At 70.2% G+C, this 16,231-nt stretch carries 14 protein-coding genes; 9 read left to right on the plus strand and 5 right to left on the minus strand.

The features are described 5' to 3' along the window. Nucleotides 1–224 precede the first annotated feature (224 nt). From ACV229_RS37265 to ACV229_RS37275, 3 genes are all read left to right on the plus strand, one after another. Complete coding sequence (locus ACV229_RS37265) at nucleotides 225–1,076, plus strand: hypothetical protein (protein WP_448088057.1); 852 nt, start codon at nucleotides 225–227, stop codon at nucleotides 1,074–1,076. Nucleotides 1,077–1,308: 232 nt separating this feature from the next. Further along, complete coding sequence (locus tag ACV229_RS37270) at nucleotides 1,309–2,622, plus strand: MFS transporter (RefSeq protein ID WP_448088058.1); 1,314 nt, start codon at nucleotides 1,309–1,311, stop codon at nucleotides 2,620–2,622. Between the two features lie 17 nt (nucleotides 2,623–2,639). Beyond that, the gene (locus tag ACV229_RS37275; protein WP_448088059.1) at nucleotides 2,640–3,989 is read left to right on the plus strand and encodes an MFS transporter; all 1,350 of its coding nucleotides are present in this window, start codon (nucleotides 2,640–2,642) and stop codon (nucleotides 3,987–3,989) included. Between the two features lie 123 nt (nucleotides 3,990–4,112). Here ACV229_RS37275 and ACV229_RS37280 read toward each other — a convergent pair whose 3' ends face one another. Continuing rightward, complete coding sequence (locus ACV229_RS37280; RefSeq protein ID WP_448088060.1) at nucleotides 4,113–4,820, minus strand: Crp/Fnr family transcriptional regulator; 708 nt, start codon at nucleotides 4,818–4,820, stop codon at nucleotides 4,113–4,115. A gap of 82 nt (nucleotides 4,821–4,902) precedes the next feature. Here ACV229_RS37280 and ACV229_RS37285 point away from each other — a divergent pair, with 82 nt between their 5' ends. The 3 genes from ACV229_RS37285 to ACV229_RS37295 all read left to right on the plus strand — a co-directional run bounded on the left by ACV229_RS37285 (nucleotide 4,903) and on the right by ACV229_RS37295 (nucleotide 7,213). After that, on the plus strand, nucleotides 4,903–5,430 hold the full coding sequence (locus ACV229_RS37285; protein WP_448088061.1) for an Mpo1 family 2-hydroxy fatty acid dioxygenase: 528 nt from the start codon (nucleotides 4,903–4,905) through the stop codon (nucleotides 5,428–5,430). 8 nt (nucleotides 5,431–5,438) lie between these two features. After that, a complete protein-coding gene (locus ACV229_RS37290) occupies nucleotides 5,439–6,446 on the plus strand; it encodes a 2-dehydropantoate 2-reductase (RefSeq protein ID WP_448088062.1) in 1,008 nt (335 codons plus the stop codon). Nucleotides 6,447–6,586: 140 nt separating this feature from the next. Continuing rightward, complete coding sequence (locus ACV229_RS37295; protein WP_448088063.1) at nucleotides 6,587–7,213, plus strand: class I SAM-dependent methyltransferase; 627 nt, start codon at nucleotides 6,587–6,589, stop codon at nucleotides 7,211–7,213. Between the two features lie 30 nt (nucleotides 7,214–7,243). On the opposite strand, the gene ACV229_RS37300 is transcribed toward ACV229_RS37295, so the two are convergent. Together ACV229_RS37300 and mdtD are read right to left on the minus strand one after the other, a co-directional pair. Further along, nucleotides 7,244–8,518 carry an EAL domain-containing protein gene (locus ACV229_RS37300; protein WP_448088064.1) on the minus strand — a complete coding sequence of 425 codons (1,275 nt, stop codon included), beginning with the start codon at nucleotides 8,516–8,518 and terminating at the stop codon, nucleotides 7,244–7,246. Nucleotides 8,519–8,704: 186 nt separating this feature from the next. Then, a complete protein-coding gene (gene mdtD / locus ACV229_RS37305; RefSeq protein ID WP_448088065.1) occupies nucleotides 8,705–10,141 on the minus strand; it encodes a multidrug transporter subunit MdtD in 1,437 nt (478 codons plus the stop codon). Between the two features lie 246 nt (nucleotides 10,142–10,387). On the opposite strand from mdtD, the gene ACV229_RS37310 reads away from it, so the two are divergent. Both ACV229_RS37310 and ACV229_RS37315 read left to right on the plus strand, forming a co-directional pair. After that, nucleotides 10,388–10,711 (plus strand): DUF2917 domain-containing protein, encoded by a 324-nt coding sequence (locus ACV229_RS37310; RefSeq protein ID WP_448088066.1) that lies wholly within the window; start codon nucleotides 10,388–10,390, stop codon nucleotides 10,709–10,711. Between the two features lie 146 nt (nucleotides 10,712–10,857). Continuing rightward, entirely contained in the window at nucleotides 10,858–12,252 is a 1,395-nt protein-coding gene (locus ACV229_RS37315; RefSeq protein ID WP_448088067.1) for a CoA transferase, read from the plus strand. Between the two features lie 18 nt (nucleotides 12,253–12,270). Here the strand turns inward: ACV229_RS37315 and ACV229_RS37320 are convergent, their stop codons facing one another. After that, nucleotides 12,271–13,017 carry a GntR family transcriptional regulator gene (locus tag ACV229_RS37320; RefSeq protein WP_448077366.1) on the minus strand — a complete coding sequence of 249 codons (747 nt, stop codon included), beginning with the start codon at nucleotides 13,015–13,017 and terminating at the stop codon, nucleotides 12,271–12,273. Between the two features lie 187 nt (nucleotides 13,018–13,204). Between ACV229_RS37320 and ACV229_RS37325 the strand changes: the two genes are divergently transcribed. Next, entirely contained in the window at nucleotides 13,205–14,050 is an 846-nt protein-coding gene (locus ACV229_RS37325) for an aldo/keto reductase (protein ID WP_448088068.1), read from the plus strand. Between the two features lie 28 nt (nucleotides 14,051–14,078). Here ACV229_RS37325 and ACV229_RS37330 read toward each other — a convergent pair whose 3' ends face one another. Beyond that, nucleotides 14,079–16,190: a hypothetical protein gene (locus tag ACV229_RS37330; protein ID WP_448088069.1), complete on the minus strand. Its 2,112-nt coding sequence runs from the start codon at nucleotides 16,188–16,190 to the stop codon at nucleotides 14,079–14,081. Nucleotides 16,191–16,231 lie beyond the last annotated feature (41 nt).

Consider the following 16,231-nt stretch of genomic DNA (forward strand, 5'->3'; position numbering starts at 1 on the left):
TTCGGCGATCGGTCTTGGAACAGGCTCGGGAATGAAACGGGCGGTTTGTATGAAATTCGTAATATATGAGGGTACTTTCGGATCGCTGGAATGCCACATCGTTGCCTATTGTGGGTAAATGTGAAACTGCGCTCGCTTCGGCCATGCGGTCAAAGGAACGACACGCGTCGTTCTTTTCTCAGTGGCGAGGGGCATGACGCAATCGGCAGCGACGGGGGCGTGTCATGGTTTTTCTCGAAAAAAACGTTGCGTTGAATTTTGTCGAGCGGAAGGATCACGCCGTCGAACTCGTCGGGGGCGACAACGAGAAACGGACGTATTACCCTGCCATGACAATGTGGCTGAAGCTGGGGCAGCTTCAGGTGGTGCAACAACTTGCAGAGTCGCTGGACGCGGACAAGCAGCCGACGCTTTCCCTGTCGCTGCACGGCGTGGCCCATCTCGACGGGCAAGAGCTGTCGATCATCGGCGACGATCAACACACGACGCGCACGCTTCAGGTGTCCTTCGAGGCGCGCGATGTCAACACGGCTGACCGGCTGGGCTTGCGTGCGCTGGAAGACGAGCTGGGCAACGCGTTGTCCGATGTGGTGCTCGGCAGTGCCCGGCTCGGCTTCAATCGTGCCGACGACGGGACCGACGAGTCCGATCAGTGGTGGCTCGCGTGCCACATTCCCAGCGCCTGCCTGCAGGTGCTTGCGAAGGCCATCGCGGATGGCCAGCTTGGCGCGGTGGAGTTGGGGTTGGCCATGCGGCACCTGTATCTGGCCGAAAATGCGGCGGCCGACCCTGCACGCCAGCCTCGCCTGTTTCTCCGGCCCAACCAAAGCGACGATGCGATCGAATGGCCAAGTATTGCAACCGGCTATGTCACCCATCTGCGGATCGACTTTGCGGCGACCGCATTGCGCGGCGCTGCGGCGGCCAAGGATCCGGACGGCGACGCAACCGCGAAGCTCGTCGCGGATGCCGTGAACTCGCTGGGACTCAGGCTCGTCAACCTCAGATTGACGGTGAGATGGATCGGCGTCCTCATCGCCGTGCTGCTCTTCCTTGAAGTTCTCGAACGTCTGTGAGCCGTTGCGCTCCCGGCAAAGCCCTCGTCGCGAGGGCTTTGTTTTTTTCGGCCGCCGCATGGCGGAAGGCCGCCCGGGCCTTATAACCACAGGCAATCAGTCGATGCCATAAATTCAATAGACGCTCGCGGGCCCGGCTCCGACACTCCTTTTCCAGCAATTCGTGACACGAATGACGGCGCGCATCGAGACCCCGGCACGGGGCGGCGCGACGGCCCCTGGAGGAGACACCATGTTTCAACGCCCCCGCGTCACTCGGTCGATACTCGCGCTGATGTGCGCGATGTCGTTCATCATGTACCTCGATCGCGTGAACCTGTCGGCGTCGGCCGGCGTGATCCGCGACGACCTCCATCTGTCGAATACGGGCGTCGGCCTCGTGTTCGCGGCGTTCGCGTACACGTACGCGATCTGCCAGGTGCTCGGCGGCTGGGCGAGCGACCGCTACGGCGCGAAGCGCACGCTGATCGCGTGCGCGGCGATCTGGATCGTCGCGACGGTCGCGACCGGCCTCGCCGGCGGCCTCGTGTCGCTGTTCTGCGCGCGCATGCTGCTCGGCGTCGGCGAGGGTGCCGCGCTGCCCGCGCAGGCCCGTGCGCTGACCAACTGGTTTCCCGCCGGCCGGCGCGGCTTCGTGCAGGGGATCACCCATTCGTTCTCGCGGCTCGGCAACGCGGTCACGCCGCCGCTCGTCGCGTTCGTCGTCGCGCTCGCGTCATGGCGCGCATCGTTCGTCGCGGCGGGCGTGCTCACCGCGGTGTGGGTGATCGTCTATGCGTGGTACTTCGCCGACGATCCGCGCCGCCACCGCCACATGACCGCCGACGAGGCCGCCGACCTGCCGCCCGCCCGTACCGACGCCGCCGCCACGACGCGGGCCCGCACGCCGTGGCGGCGGCTGCTCGCGCGCATCGGGCCGACGATGGTCGTGTATTTCTGCTACGGCTGGACCGGGTGGCTCTTCTTCACGTGGCTGCCGACCTTCTTCATGCACGGCCGCGGCCTCGACCTGAAGCAATCCGCATTCTTCTCGGCCGGCGTGTTCCTGTCGGGCGTCGTCGGCAATACGGCGGGCGGCGTGCTGAGCGATCGCGTGCTGAAGCGCACCGGCAACGTCGTCGCCGCGCGCCGCAACGTGATCATCGTCGCATTCGGCGGCGCGCTCGCGTTCCTCGTGCCGGTGCTGTTCGTCAAGTCGCTGACGTTGACCGCGGTGTCGATGAGCCTGTCGTTCTTCTTCCTCGAGATGACGATCGGCCCGATCTGGGCGGTGCCGATGGACATCACGCCGCAGCACGTCGGCGTCGCGAGCGGCCTCGTGAACGCGGGCTCCGCGGTCGCGGGCATTTTCACGCCGATCGTGTTCGGCTTCGTCGTCGACCGCACCGGAAGCTGGACGCTGCCGTTCGCGGGATCGATCGCGCTGCTCGTGCTCGGCGTCGCGATGACGTTCTTCATGCGGCCCGACATCCCGCTGCGCGACGATGCGCGCGCGGTGCATGCGGACGATACGGGATACGAACTGACCGGGCCGTCCGGACACTGAACGAGGAGAAGACATCGATGAACCTGCCACCCGTCACGACATCGCCGGCGCTCGACGCCGCGACCCGCAAGGCCCTCCGGCGCCTGCTGCCGTTTCTCGTGCTGATGTACGTGCTCGCGTTCGTCGATCGCGCGAACGTCGGCTTCGCGAAGAACGTGCTGCAGGCCGACACGGGACTGAGCGATGCCGCGTTCGCGTTCGGCGCGGGCATCTTCTTCGTCGGCTACGCGCTGTTCGAGGTGCCGAGCAACCTGCTGATGCATCGCTTCGGCGCGCGCGTGTGGATGAGCCGCATCATGCTCACGTGGGGCATCGTGTCCGCGTGCACGGCGTTCGTGCACGACGCGGCGAGCTTCTACGCGCTGCGCGTGCTGCTCGGCATCGCGGAGGCCGGATTCTTTCCCGGGATCATCCTGTTCCTGTCGAACTGGTTTCCGGCGCGGATCCGCGCGCAGGCGATGGGACTGTTCTATTTCGGGCTGCCGCTCGCGCTCGTGCTCGGCAGCCCGATGTCCGGCTGGCTGCTCGACCTGCCGATGCCGTTCGGCCTGCATCCGTGGCAAGGGATGTTCGCGGCCGAAGGGCTCGCGGCGTCCGTGGTCGGCGTGATCGCGTTCTTCTACCTGACCGACCGGCCCGTCGACGCACGCTGGCTGTCGGCCGACGAGCGCGCGGCACTCGCGGCGACGCTCGGCGACGAGGACGCGCACAAGCGCGCACACGGCCCCGCGTCCGTGGCCGCCGCGCTGCGCGATCCGCGCGTGCTGTTCTTCAGCGCGATCTACTTCGCGATCCAGATCAGCGTGTACGGCGTCGTGTTCTACCTGCCGACGCGCATCGCCGGACTGACAGGCGGCCACGTCGGCACGACGGTCGGTTGGCTGACCGCGATTCCATGGTGCGCGGCGATTGCCGGCACGTTCGTCGTCACGCGGCACGCGGATCGTTCCGGCGGGCATCGCGGGTGGGCCGCCGCGATGCTCGCGCTCGCGGCGGCCGGCATCGCCGCGTCGGCGCTCGGCACGTCGCTGCCGGTCGTGCTGATCGCGTTCTGCGTCGCGGCGACAGGGTTCGTCGCGGTGCAGCCGCTGTTCTGGACGCTGCCGACCGGGTATCTCGGCGGCGCGGCAGCCGCAGGCGGGATCGCGTTCGTCAATTCGATCGGCAATCTCGGCGGCTTCGTCGCACCGAATTTGAAGAGTCTCGCGGAGCGCGCGGTCGGGCATCCGCAGGCCGGCATGCTGTCGCTCGCGCTGTTCGGCTTCGTCGGCGCGGCGCTGCTGCTGATGGCGGGCACGGCGGGCCGGCGTGAGGATGCGGCCCGCGATCGCACGGCGGCATGGGGAGATCAGCCGACGCGGCCGTGAGGGGCGCGGCACGCGGGCATACAGTCCGAGGTAGGCGTTAGTCGGGGTTGGCACGGATATGCGGTCTCGTGCGCCGGAGATGCCGTGCGGCGCGCGGGCCGGCCGCCGCGCAGGGGCTGCCGCTCAGTCCGCGCTGCCCGGCAGCCCGCTTGCGCGGCGCAGCGCCTCGACGTCGACGACTTCGATCTCGCCGACGTGCAGCCGCACGACGCCGCCGGCTTCGAGCGACTTCAGCAGCTGATTCGTGGTCTGCCGCGTCAGCGACAGCATGGCCGCGAGCTTTTCCTGCGACAGCCGGATGCGCGTGCGGCCGGCGCTGATGCCGCCGTAGCCGTCGGCGATCATCAGCAGGCGCGCGGCAAGCCGCTGCGCAGCCGGCATCACGCTCATCGATTCGACGGTCAGGAAGCTGAGCCGCAGCTTCTGCGCCATCAGCAGCGCGAACTCCCGCCAGTAATGCGGCGTCGCGTCGAGGATCGCGAGCAGCGCCGCCTGCGGCACGTGCAGCAGCAGCGCGTCCTCGAGCGCGATCGCGTCATGCGTGCGCGGCAGGCCGTCGAACAGCGCGATCTCGCCGAACCACGTGACCGGCTCGGCGACCGTCAGCAGCGCTTCCTTGCCCTGCGGATCGACCGCGCCTATCGTGAGGGAACCACCCAGCACCGCATACAGCCCGCATGGCGGGTCGCCGCGGCGGAACAGCGCGTGGCCGGCCGGCAGCCGGCGCAGCGCGGCATGCGCGAGCAGCTCCGCGCGCAGTGCGTGCGGCAGCGCGGCAAACCACGGGTGCGCGTCGAGTTGCGGCAGATAGCGGTCCAGGGGCTCGGGCATGGGCGGCGCGATGTCGGGTAGCCGACAGAGGTTCTCGGACGTGACGGGCATCATAGCGCGCAACGAACGAGTAGGAGACGCGATGAAAACGCTCGAAGACCATCTGTCCCAATATGCGGCCTATCACCGCGACGCGCGCAACATCGCGACGCACCTGGTCGGCATTCCGATGATCGTGTTCGCGGTCGAGGTGCTGCTGTCGCGGCCCGCGCTCGGCACGCTGGCGGGCGTCGCGCTGTCGCCGGCGCTGCTGCTCGCGATCGCGTTCGCGGTGTTCTATCTGCGTCTCGACCTGCGCTTCGGTGTCGTGATGTCGGCGCTGTTCGCGCTCGGCCTGTGGGCCGGGCAGGCGGTCGCGGCGCTGCCGACTGCGCGATGGCTCGGGATCGGCATCGGCGCATTCGTCGTCGGCTGGATCGTGCAGTTCGTCGGTCACTGGTTCGAGGGGCGCAAGCCCGCGTTCGTCGACGATCTCGTCGGGCTGATGGTCGGGCCGCTGTTCGTCGTCGCCGAGGTCGCGTTCTTCGCGGGGCTGCGCGGCGACGTGCGGCGCGCAGTCGAGGAGCGGGCGGGGGCCGTGCACGGCGGCGCGCACGACGTGCACGCATGAAAGCGCGCATGCCTCGCATCTGCGTGCTCGGCGCGGGCGCCGTCGGCTGCTATCTCGGCGGCCGGCTCGCGGCGGCCGGGCAGGACGTCCGGCTGATCGGCCGTGCCCGGATCGGCGACGCGATCCGGGCGCACGGGCTCACGCTGTCGGACCTTCACGGCTATCGTGCGCGGGTCGCACCGGCAGACGTCGCGTTCGACATCGACGATGCCGCCGCGGGCGACGCGCAGCTCGTGCTCGTCACCGTGAAATCGGCGGCGACGCCGGATGTCGCGGTGCAGCTTGCCCGCGTGCTGCGGCCCGGCACGCTCGTGATCAGCTTCCAGAACGGCGTGCGCAACACCGACACGTTACGCACTGCGTTGCCGCAGGCCACCGTGCTCGCCGGGATGGTGCCGTTCAATGTGATCGAGCGCGGGCCGGGTGCGTTTCACCAGGGCTCGTCGGGCATGCTCGCGGTCGACGCGTCGCCCGCGCTGCAGCCGTATGCCGACGCGTTCGCGCGCGCCGGGCTGCCGCTTGCGCAGCACCGCGACATGCCTGCCGTGCAGTGGGCAAAGCTGCTGCTCAACCTGAACAACGCGGTCAATGCGCTCGCGAACCAGCCGCTGCGCGACGAGCTTGCGCAGCGCGCGTATCGCCGCTGTCTCGCGCTCGCGCAGCGCGAGGCGCTGCGCTGGCTGCGGCAGGCCGGAATCCGGCCGGCACGTGTCACGCCGCTGCCCGCCACGTGGGTTCCCGCGGTGCTCGATGCGCCCGATCCGGTGTTCCGCGTGCTCGGCGCACGGATGCTCGCGATCGATCCGTTCGCGCGCTCGTCGATGTCGGACGACCTGGCCGCGCGCCGCCCGACCGAAATCGAGTGGATCAACGGCGAGGTGGTGCGGCTCGCGGCGCGTTTCGGCGCGTCGGCGCCCGTGAACGCACGGCTTTGCGCGCTCGTGCACGACGCGGAAGCGGCTGCGGAGCGGCCGGCCTGGCGTGGCGACGCGCTGTGGGCAGCGCTGGCGGAATGAGCGTTGCGATGTGTGAACGCATCGGGCGGACGATGCGTGTTCGCGTCGGGATCTCGCAGAATCGCGCCGAGCGACTGCACGCTGCGCAAGGACTAAGATGGGGGTCGCGTCATGTGACGCCCTTGCGGAGCGCAATCGCCATGGTGGATCGCCCGACTCTCGATGCCTACGATGCTTACGCGGCCGACTACGCGCAGATCTGGCTTGACGAGGGCCCGCCCGACGACACCTATGCGCTGCTCGAGCAGCATTTCGCGCCGGGACCGACGGCGGACGTCGGCTGCGGCGCGGGACGCGATACCGCGTGGCTCGCGTCGCGCGGTTTCGACGTGCGCGGCTACGACGCGAGCACCGCGCTGCTCGACGAGGCGCGGCGGCGCCACCCCGATCTCCGGTTCGAACATGCGGTGCTGCCGGCGCTCGCCGGCGTGCCGTCCGGCGCGTTCCGCAACGTGCTGTGCGAGACCGTCGTCATGCATCTGGATCATGCGGAGGCGACGGCCGCCGCCGCGCGGCTCGTCGAGCTGCTGATGCCCGGCGGCACGCTGTACATGAGCTGGCGGGTGGCGGGGAGCGGGTCGCTGCGCGACGAGCGCGGGCGCCTTTACACGGCGCTCGACGGCGTCCGGATGCGCGCCGCGCTCGGCGCCGGCGTACGGGTGATCGACGAGCATGAAGTCGTCAGCGCGTCGTCCGGCAAGCGTGTGCACCGGCTGATCGTCCGCAAGGCGGACGCCGCTCCGGGCGCCAACCCGCCGCCTGCATGAACGGGCCGGCAACCGCCGGCCGCACGGCGCTCAGTTCCGGTGGTGCGCCGCTTCCCAGTTGATGTCGACGCACAGCACCTGCATCCCGCTTGCAGCGGGCGCCGCGATCGACGCGGTCACGCACAGGTGCGCCTCGTTGATCGACAGGTACGGCGGCGTCAGGTGCACGCGGCCCGGCGCGCGCATCGCGTGGATGAAGTACGGCCGGCGTTCCCAGCTCGCGCCTTCCGAATGCAGCATCGGGCGGAAGCGCTTCGCGCGCTGCGACAGGCTGCAGCACGCCAGCACGTTGTCGCCGATCTGCCGCCCCGACGCGTCGAGCAGGAAGCAGCGTGCGGTTTCCGGCAGGCCGAGCACCGTGACGGCCGCATCGGTGAGCGCTGCACCTGCGCTGAGCTTCGTGCTCGCCTCTTCGAGCGCGGCGACATACGGCTCGAGCCGCGTCGCCTGCTGGCGCTCGCGTTCCGCGACGCGCAGGCGCAGCGCCGCCGACAGCGTATCCATGCAGCCCGCCGCGGCCTGCGGCTGCACGGGGTCGACGCTCGGCCCCGCGAAGTATTGGCCCTGCACGAAATCGACGTCGCACTCGAGCGCGATCAGCGCCTCGCGCTCGGTCGACAGGCCGCCCATCAGCACGAGCTGGCCGGATTCGTGCAGCAGCGACACGAGTCCCGGCAGCACGCGCTCGAGGTGCGAATGCTCGCTCGCCTGCGCGAGGATGCCGCGGTCGAGCGTGACGATGTCGGGATGCAGGTGCCACACGCGGTCGATGTTCGAGTGCTTCGCGCCGAAGCCGCCGAGCGCGATCAGGAAGCCGGCCTTGCGCAGGCCGTCGACGATCGCCGCATAGCGCGGCGTCTCGCCGCCCGCCTGCTCGGGTACCTCGAGCACCACGCGTTGGGGCGGCAGGCCGAGCGCCTTCAGGTTTGCGAGCAGCGCGTCGCCGTAAACGGTGTCCATCAGCGCCGCCGGATGCAGGCTCAGGAAGAGCCACTCGTCATGGCTGTCGAACGCATGGAAATTGCCGAGGTGCAGCGATTCGGCGAGCCGGCCGAGCTCGAGCAGGTCGCCGCGCCGCGCGGCTTGCGTGAAGACCTCGTGCGACGCGACCTGGCGGCTTTCCTCGTCGTGCGCGCGCAGCGACGCGTGATAGCCGATCGCGCGCCGGTGGGACACGGAAAACACCGGCTGGAACACGCTGAACACGGTGTACCCGCCGTACAGCACGGTGCGCCGGTTGCCGTCGTCGCCGGCGACGGGGCGGGGCGGCTGGAAGCCGGGGGGATCGATTTCGATCATGCTCATGATGTCGGCCGAGGGAAGGCTGCCAGTTTACCTACAGAATAGGCGAGCAAGAAGCGTGCGCAACGGCGCAACCGGTGCGGCGGGCTGTCGGGGCGCGAGGCACGGCGGGAGGCGCCGTCCGCATGGCGCCTGCCGATGCACCGTCGTGGTGCGCGGCGCGCCGGGGCGAGGCCCGGTGCGCACGTATCACGCGCGTTCCGACGGATCGGTCTTGCGTGCGGCGCCGCGGATCTCCGGCGCGAGCTGCGCGAAGATCCACGCGGACGCCGCGGTGATGAGCCCGATGCAGATGAACGTCGCGTGGAACGCGGGCAGCGTGTTGCTCGGAGTCACGGTGCGCAGCATCCCGGTGAAGGTTGCGAGCAGCGCGCCCGCGACCGTCACGCCGAGGCTCATCGACAGCATCTGCACGAGCGAGAACAGGCTGTTGCCGCTGCTCGCGCCGCCCGTGCCGAGATCCTTCAGCGTCAGCGTGTTCATCGCGGTGAACTGCATCGAGTTGAAGCCGCCGAATAGCGCGAGCTGCGCGACCTTGAGCCACACGGGCATCGCGTCGCGCATCAGCGCGAAGCTCGCCATCATCACGCCGACCATGATCGTGTTCGCGAGCAGCACCTTGCGGTAGCCGTGCTTCGTGATGAGGCGCGTGATGATGCGCTTCGAGAACATCCCTGCCGCCGCGACGGGCAGCATCATCAGTCCCGCCTGGAATGCGGTGTAGCCGAGGCTCACCTGCAGCAGCAGCGGGATCAGGTACGGCATCGCGCCGGTGCCGATCCGCGCGAACAGGTTGCCGAGCAGGCCGACGCTGAACGTGTGGATCCGGAACAGCTCGAGCGAGAAGATCGGCTGCGTCGCGCGCACCGCATACAGCCCGTACGCGACGAAGCACGCGAGGCTCAGGATCAGCAGCACGAGCACCGCCGCGTGCTGCATGCCGAGATCGGCGAGCCCGTCGAGCGACAGCGAGATCGCGACCATGCCGATCGTCAGCAGCAGGTAGCCCTTCAGGTCGAAGCGGCCGACCGCCGGATTGCGCGCGTCCGGCATCGAATACCAGGTCGCAATGCAGCCCGCTACGCCGACCGGCACGTTGATCAGGAAGATCCAGTGCCACGACGCGATCTTCACGAGCCAGCCGCCGAGCGTCGGTCCGATCAGCGGGCCGATCAGTCCGGGAATCGCGACGAACGACAGCGCGGACAGGTAGCGCTCGGCCGGAAACGTGCGCAGCACCGCGAGCCGCCCGACCGGCAGCAGCATCGCGCCGCCGATCCCCTGCAGCACGCGGAACGCGACGAGCTGCGTCAGCGTGTGCGCGTTCGCGCACAGCAGCGAGCCGAGCGAGAAGACCAGGATCGCGCTGAAGAACACCCGCCGCGTGCCGAGCATGTCGGCGAGCCAGCCGGACACCGGGATCATCACGGCCATCGTCAGCGAATACGCGATCACGACCGACTGCATCCGCAGCGGCGATTCGCCGAGGCTCGCGGCCATCGACGGCAGCGCGGTGTTGACGATCGTCGCGTCGAGCGTCTGCATGAAGAAGCCCGTCGCGACGAGCCAGAGCATGACCGTGAGGTTTTTTTCGCCGGGGGCGGTGGCGGGCGGACGTTGGAACATGGAGGTGAGAGCGGGGCGGGGTGCGCGAACGCGGGACAGCCGACATTGTAGGGAAAGCCGCCGCGCCATGCAGTTTCGACCCCGTGACCGGCGGCCCGAGGCGCCGGTGCGCCGGCGACCCGACCGGACGCCCGTTCGCCGACTGACCAGTACAGTTCAGTCGAAAGTGTCTGCGACCGTATCTGTCCGTGTGCTGCCACTGTCCGGAATACTGAACGTGTCCGATGAAGCGACCAGGAGGCCGCCATGCGTGAACTGCGACTCTATGTGCTGGACGGCGACGAGCCCGCCGGGCGGTGGCGCATGATTGACCGCACGTCGCTGCAGGTGGCGGACGGCGAACTGTGGGTGACCGTCGAAGGCGAGCAGGCCGATCACTGGCTGCGGCCGGGCGACACGCTTTCGTTCGCGCGCGGGATGCGGGTCTGGATCAGCGCCGGGCCGCGCGGCGCGACTTTCGCGTTCGGTCCCCGGGACGTGCCGGCCGTCGCGCGCGACGACGCGTGGCGGCAGCGTATCGCCGCGTGGGGCGAGCGCCGCCGTGAGGCCGCCGCGTCGCTGCCGGCGTAGGTGCGTGCGGCCCGGCCGGGCGGTGGCACGGGAGCGCACGGCCCGGCCCGACGATGCGTCGCGTGTCGATTCGTGCGATGCGGATTGAACGCGCGCGCGGCGAAATCTAGACTCGATTTCGTATCCGGCTCGCGTCGCACACGATCATGACACCCGCTCTCGCATTGACGTATCTGTGGCAACTCGCACACGGCGACCCCGGCGCGCTCGCGCGCGCCGCCGTCACCGGGCAGGACCCGGCACTGCCGTCGACGTACCACGTCGGCACGCTCGCCGCGGCGACGATCGCGGCGGCCGGGCTCGCCGCCGCCGAATGCCATCGCCTTCGCACGGGCATCGCGCAGCATGTCGACGTGTCGGTGCGTGACGCGCTCGTCGCGTTTCGCAGCGAGCGCTATCTGCGTGTCGACGACGGGCCGCCGCCCGAACTGCGTCATCCGGTAACCGGCTTCTACGCAACCCGCGATGCGCGCTGGATCCAGCTGCACGCGAATTTTCCGCATCACCTGCGCGGCATCCTCGCGGTGCTCGACTGCGCGGGCACGCCCGCCGACGTCGCCGCGGCGATCCGCACATGGGACGGCGCGACGCTCGATGCCGCGCTCGCGGATGCGGGGCTTTGCGCGGCACTGATCAGAACACCTGATGAATGGGCTGCGCACGAGCACGCGCGTGCCGTCGACACGCTGCCGCTGTTCGAGATCGAACGCATCGGCGATGCGCCCGTGCAGCCGATCGGCCGCGGCGACGCGCCGCGGCCGCTCGCCGGCGTGCGCGTGCTCGATCTGACGCGCATCATCGCGGGCCCGGTCGCCGGCCGCACGCTTGCGTCGCACGGTGCGCAGACGCTGCTCGTGAACAGCCCGCAGCTGCCGAACATTGCACCGCTCGTGATCGACAACGGGCGTGGCAAGCGCTCCGCGTGGATCGACCTGCGCGAACGCGCGGGTGTCGACGAGCTGGACCGGCTTGCGCGTGATGCGGACGTGTTCCTGCAGGCGTATCGACCCGGCGCGCTCGCGGCGCGCGGCTTTGCGCCGGACGCGCTGGCGGCGTCGCGGCCCGGCATCGTGTACGTGTCGATTTCCGCGTACGGGCATGCGGGGCCGTGGTCGCGGCGGCGCGGTTTCGACAGCCTCGTGCAGTCGGCGAGCGGTATCGCGTCGCGCGAGCAGCACGCGGCGCACGCGGATCGGCCGCGTCACCTGCCGTGCCAGGCGCTCGATCATGCGACCGGCTACCTCGCGGCATTCGGCGCGATGATGGCGCTGGCGCGCCGCGCGCGCGAAGGGGGGAGCTGGCACGTGCGGCTGTCGCTCGCGCAGACGGGCCGCTGGCTGCAGTCGTTCGGCCTCGTGCCGGACGGCGCGCACGCGCCCGACCTGGCGCCCGACGACGTGTGCGACCGGCTCGACCGGACGGCATCGCCGTTCGGCGTGGTCGACGCGGTGCGGCCGGCGGAGCGCCTGTCGGCAACGCCGCCGTATTTTGCGCTGCCGCCCGTGCCGCTCGGCACGGACGAAGCGCGGTGGATGGACTGACGGAGCGCGCGCCCGAGCTTACTTGCGCAGCTCGACGACGAAGTCGTAATAGTCGTTCCGGCAATAGGTGTCGGTCAGCTCGATCGCGCGCTGGTCGGCCGTGTAGCCGATCCGGGTGATCAGCAGCAGCGCGTCGTGCGGCGCGATGCCCATCTGCCGCGCGATCTCGTCGGTCGCGTTGACCGCACGGAAGTGCTGCAGCGCGCGCACGATCGGCGTGCCGCGCGCTTCGAGGTAGCTGTACAGCGAGTCGCCGATTGCCTGCGGATCGGGAATCAGCGTCGCGGGGAACGTGGAGTTCTCGACCGCCATCACGATGCCGTCCGCGAGGCGCAGGCGTTTCAATCGTGTAACCGAAGCCGTCGGCGACAGGCCGAGCTGAATCACTTCGTCGCGGTTCGCGGGCTGGATTTCGCGCGCGAGCCATTGCGAACTCGGCTTGAAGCCGCGGCGTTCGAGCATCTCGCTGAAGCTCGACAGGCGCGAAAGCGGATCCTCGTAGCGCGGCTGGATGAAGTTGCCCGCGCCCTGCGTGCGCCGGATCATCCCTTGCTCGACGAGGAGCGCAATCGCCTTGCGCGCGGTGATGCGCGACACGCCGAGCGCTTCCGACAGCACGCGCTCGGACGGCAGTGCTTCGCCGGCCGTCCAGCGGTTGTCGTGAATCGCTTCGCCGAGCTTGCGGGCGAGCTGCAGATAGAGCGGGGTGTCGTTGTCCGGGTCGGGGCGCAGGTCCTGCCAGCGGTCGTCCGTCGTTGCCTTCATGGAATGGGTATCGATCAGGTTGCGGCCATTCTAAGTCATCATGCGGTGCCGTTATAGCCGGTTTTTGCCGTGCAGCAGTCGGGCGCGGCGCCGAATGGCTACACTGATGCGTCGTATCGGATGCCACCGCCGCCGCGCGTGGCGACGATCCGGCCACGAAACGGCCACGATTTCGCAGCGAGGAACCATGACAGATACGACCGCCACGGTCGTCCTGCCTGACGGCGAGACGATCCCGAAGCTCGGGCAGGGAACCTGGGAGATGGGCGAGCGTTCGTCCCGGCGCGCGGACGAAATCGCCGCGCTGCGCGAGGGCGTCGCGCTCGGGATGACGCTGGTCGACACCGCGGAGATGTATGGCGAGGGCGCGACCGAGGATCTCGTCGGCGAGGCGCTCGCCGGGTTGCGCGACGACGTGTTCCTCGTCAGCAAGGTGTACCCGCATCATGCGAGCCACCGCGGTGTCGTGGCCGCATGCGAAGCGAGCCTCAAGCGCCTGCGCACCGATCGCCTCGATCTCTATCTGCTGCACTGGCGCGGCTCGGTGCCGCTCGAGGAGACGGTCGAGGGATTCGAGGCGCTACGCCGCGCGGGCAAGATCCGCCACTGGGGCGTGAGCAATTTCGACACGGCCGACATGGACGAACTCGTCGATGAAGCGGGCGGCACCGCGTGCGCGACCAACCAGATCCTGTACAACATCGCGCGGCGCGGACCGGAATTCGACTTGCTGCCGTGGCTCGCAGCGCGCCGGATGCCGGCGATGGCCTATAGCCCGGTCGACCACGCGCGCCTGCCGAAACGTTCACCGCTCGACGAGATCGCGCGGGTGCGCGGCGTGTCGGTCGTGCGCGTCGCGCTGGCCTGGGTGCTCGCGCAGCCTGGCGTGTTCGCGATCCCGAAGGCGGCGCGGATCGAGCACGTGCGCGACAACCGCGCCGCGCTCGATCTTGTGTTGAGCGATGACGAGCGCGCGCAGCTCGACGCGTACTTCCGTCCGCCGCGCAGCAAACGCGCGCTCGAAATGCTCTGACCTCGGCGACGCCGCACGGCGCCGCGAGTCAGTGGCCGTGGCCGCCGCTGTTGCCATTGCCGCCATTGCTGCCGCCATTGCCGTTGCCATTGCCAACGCCATTGGCGCCACCGTTGCCGGCGCCTCCACTCCCGTTGCCATTGCCGTTGCCGCCGCCGTTGCCATGGCCGCCGTTGCCGCCGTTGCTGCCGCTGCCGCCGTTACCGCCGTCGCCGCCGCTGCCGCCGTTGCCGCCATTGCCGTGACCACCGCCGTTACCGCCGTTACCGCCGCTGCCGCCGTTACCGCCGCTGCCGCCGTTGCCGCCATTGCCGTGACCACCGCCGTTGCCGCCGTTGCCGCCGTTGCCGCCGCTGCCGCCGCTGCCGCCGCTACCGCCGCTACCGCCGCTACCGCCGCTACCGCCGCTACCGCCGCTACCGCCGCTACCGCCGCTACCGCCGCTACCGCCGCTGCCGCCGTTACCGCCGCTGCCGCCGTTACCGCCGTTACCGCCATTGCCGTGACCACCGCCGTTGCCGCCGCTGCCGCCGCTGCCGCCGCTGCCGCCGCTACCGCCGCTACCGCCGCTGCCGCCGTTACCGCCATTGCCGTGACCACCGCCGTTGCCGCCGCTGCCGCCGCTGCCGCCGCTGCCGCCGTTACCGCCGTTACCGCCATTGCCGTGACCACCGCCGTTGCCGCCGCTGCCGCCGCTGCCGCCGCTACCGCCGCTGCCGCCGTTACCGCCATTGCCGTGACCACCGCCGTTGCCGCCGCTGCCGCCGCTGCCGCCGCTGCCGCTGCCGCCGCTGCCGCCGCTACCGCCGCTACCGCCGCTGCCGCCATTGCCGCCGCTGCCGCCGTTACCGCCGCTGCCGCCGCTGCCGCCGCTACCGCCGCTACCGCCGCTACCGCCGCTACCGCCGCTACCGCCGCTGCCGCCGTTGCCGCCGCTGCCGCCGTTACCGCCGCTGCCGCCGTTACCGCCGCTACCGCCGCTGCCGCTACCGCCGCTGCCGCTACCGCCGCTGCCGCCGCTGCCGCTACCGCCGCTGCCGCCGCTGCCGCCGCCATCGCCGTGACCACCGCTGCCGCCGCTGCCGCCGCTGCCGCCATTGCCGTGACCACCGCCGTTACCGCCGTTACCGCCGCTGCCGCCGTTACCACCGCTGCCGCCGTTACCACCGCTGCCACCGCTGCCACCGCTGCCACCGCTGCCGCCGTGTCCACCATGTCCGCCGTGGCCTCCGCAGCCGCAGTCGCCGCCGCCCGAAGTGCCGCCGCCCGAGGTACCGCCACCCGACGTGCCGCCACCCGAGGTACCGCCGCCCGACGTGCCGCCACCCGAGGTACCGCCGCCCGACGTGCCGCCGCCCGACGTGCCGCCGCCCGACGTGCCGCCGCCCGACGTGCCGCCGCCCGACGTGCCGCCGCCCGACGTGCCGCCGCCCGACGTGCCGCCGCCCGACGTACCGCCGCCCGACGTACCGCCGCCCGACGTACCGCCGCCCGACGTACCGCCGCCCGAAGTGCTGCCACCGGAAGTACCGCCACCGGAAGTGCCGCCACCGGAAGTGCTGCCACCGGAGTGGCCGCCACCCGAAGTCCCACCACCCGAACTTCCGCTGCCGTTGCCTCCGGCGCCCGACGCGTTGCCTGTGGAGTTGCCACCACTGTGACCATTTCCCGTCGTGCCGCCGGCTGTCGAACCAGTCGTTCCTCCGACTCCGATACCTGCGGGCCCGACGGCGCCATTTCCGTTGTTTCCACTGCTGCCGCTTCCACTGCCACTGCCCGTGCTGCCGCCACTACCGACTCCGCTGTCGCCGTTGCCGCCCACGCCGCCGCCGGCGAGATGGGAGCCCGATCGGCACGCCACCGGATCGGCGGAACAGGGCGACGCCAGTTCGGCGAGCAGCTTCGTGACGTCGGTATCGGCGGACGCATCGAACGTGCCGGCCGGCATCGCGTTCTGCGCGATTTGCAACAGTGAGGAGAATGGCGCGGCGTCGCGCGACTGCGCGGCGCTCAGCCCGGCGGGCGTGGTCTCTTGCGCGATCGCAAACGTGCCGCAGCAGCACGCGAATGCGGCTGCTGCGAGCAAGGTCGCGCGATAGCATCGTCCCGCCGCGCGGAACGGCTTTTTCGTCTTGTGCATCATTGGCCTCCCAAAGCGCGCGATCCCCGTCGCCGCGCGGC

The organism is Burkholderia sp. MR1-5-21 (genome assembly GCF_053427715.1).

Bases quoted from the DNA above. Each gene is read 5' to 3' on its own strand.
- ACV229_RS37265 (WP_448088057.1), top strand. From the start codon at position 225: ATGGTTTTTCTCGAAAAAAACGTTGCGTTGAATTTTGTCGAGCGGAAG.
- ACV229_RS37270 (WP_448088058.1), top strand. From the start codon at position 1,309: ATGTTTCAACGCCCCCGCGTCACTCGGTCGATACTCGCGCTGATGTGC.
- ACV229_RS37275 (WP_448088059.1), top strand. From the start codon at position 2,640: ATGAACCTGCCACCCGTCACGACATCGCCGGCGCTCGACGCCGCGACC.
- ACV229_RS37280 (WP_448088060.1), bottom strand. From the start codon at position 4,820: ATGCCCGAGCCCCTGGACCGCTATCTGCCGCAACTCGACGCGCACCCG.
- ACV229_RS37285 (WP_448088061.1), top strand. From the start codon at position 4,903: ATGAAAACGCTCGAAGACCATCTGTCCCAATATGCGGCCTATCACCGC.
- ACV229_RS37290 (WP_448088062.1), top strand. From the start codon at position 5,439: ATGCCTCGCATCTGCGTGCTCGGCGCGGGCGCCGTCGGCTGCTATCTC.
- ACV229_RS37295 (WP_448088063.1), top strand. From the start codon at position 6,587: ATGGTGGATCGCCCGACTCTCGATGCCTACGATGCTTACGCGGCCGAC.
- ACV229_RS37300 (WP_448088064.1), bottom strand. From the start codon at position 8,518: ATGAGCATGATCGAAATCGATCCCCCCGGCTTCCAGCCGCCCCGCCCC.
- mdtD (WP_448088065.1), bottom strand. From the start codon at position 10,141: ATGTTCCAACGTCCGCCCGCCACCGCCCCCGGCGAAAAAAACCTCACG.
- ACV229_RS37310 (WP_448088066.1), top strand. From the start codon at position 10,388: ATGCGTGAACTGCGACTCTATGTGCTGGACGGCGACGAGCCCGCCGGG.
- ACV229_RS37315 (WP_448088067.1), top strand. From the start codon at position 10,858: ATGACACCCGCTCTCGCATTGACGTATCTGTGGCAACTCGCACACGGC.
- ACV229_RS37320 (WP_448077366.1), bottom strand. From the start codon at position 13,017: ATGAAGGCAACGACGGACGACCGCTGGCAGGACCTGCGCCCCGACCCG.
- ACV229_RS37325 (WP_448088068.1), top strand. From the start codon at position 13,205: ATGACAGATACGACCGCCACGGTCGTCCTGCCTGACGGCGAGACGATC.
- ACV229_RS37330 (WP_448088069.1), bottom strand. From the start codon at position 16,190: ATGCACAAGACGAAAAAGCCGTTCCGCGCGGCGGGACGATGCTATCGC.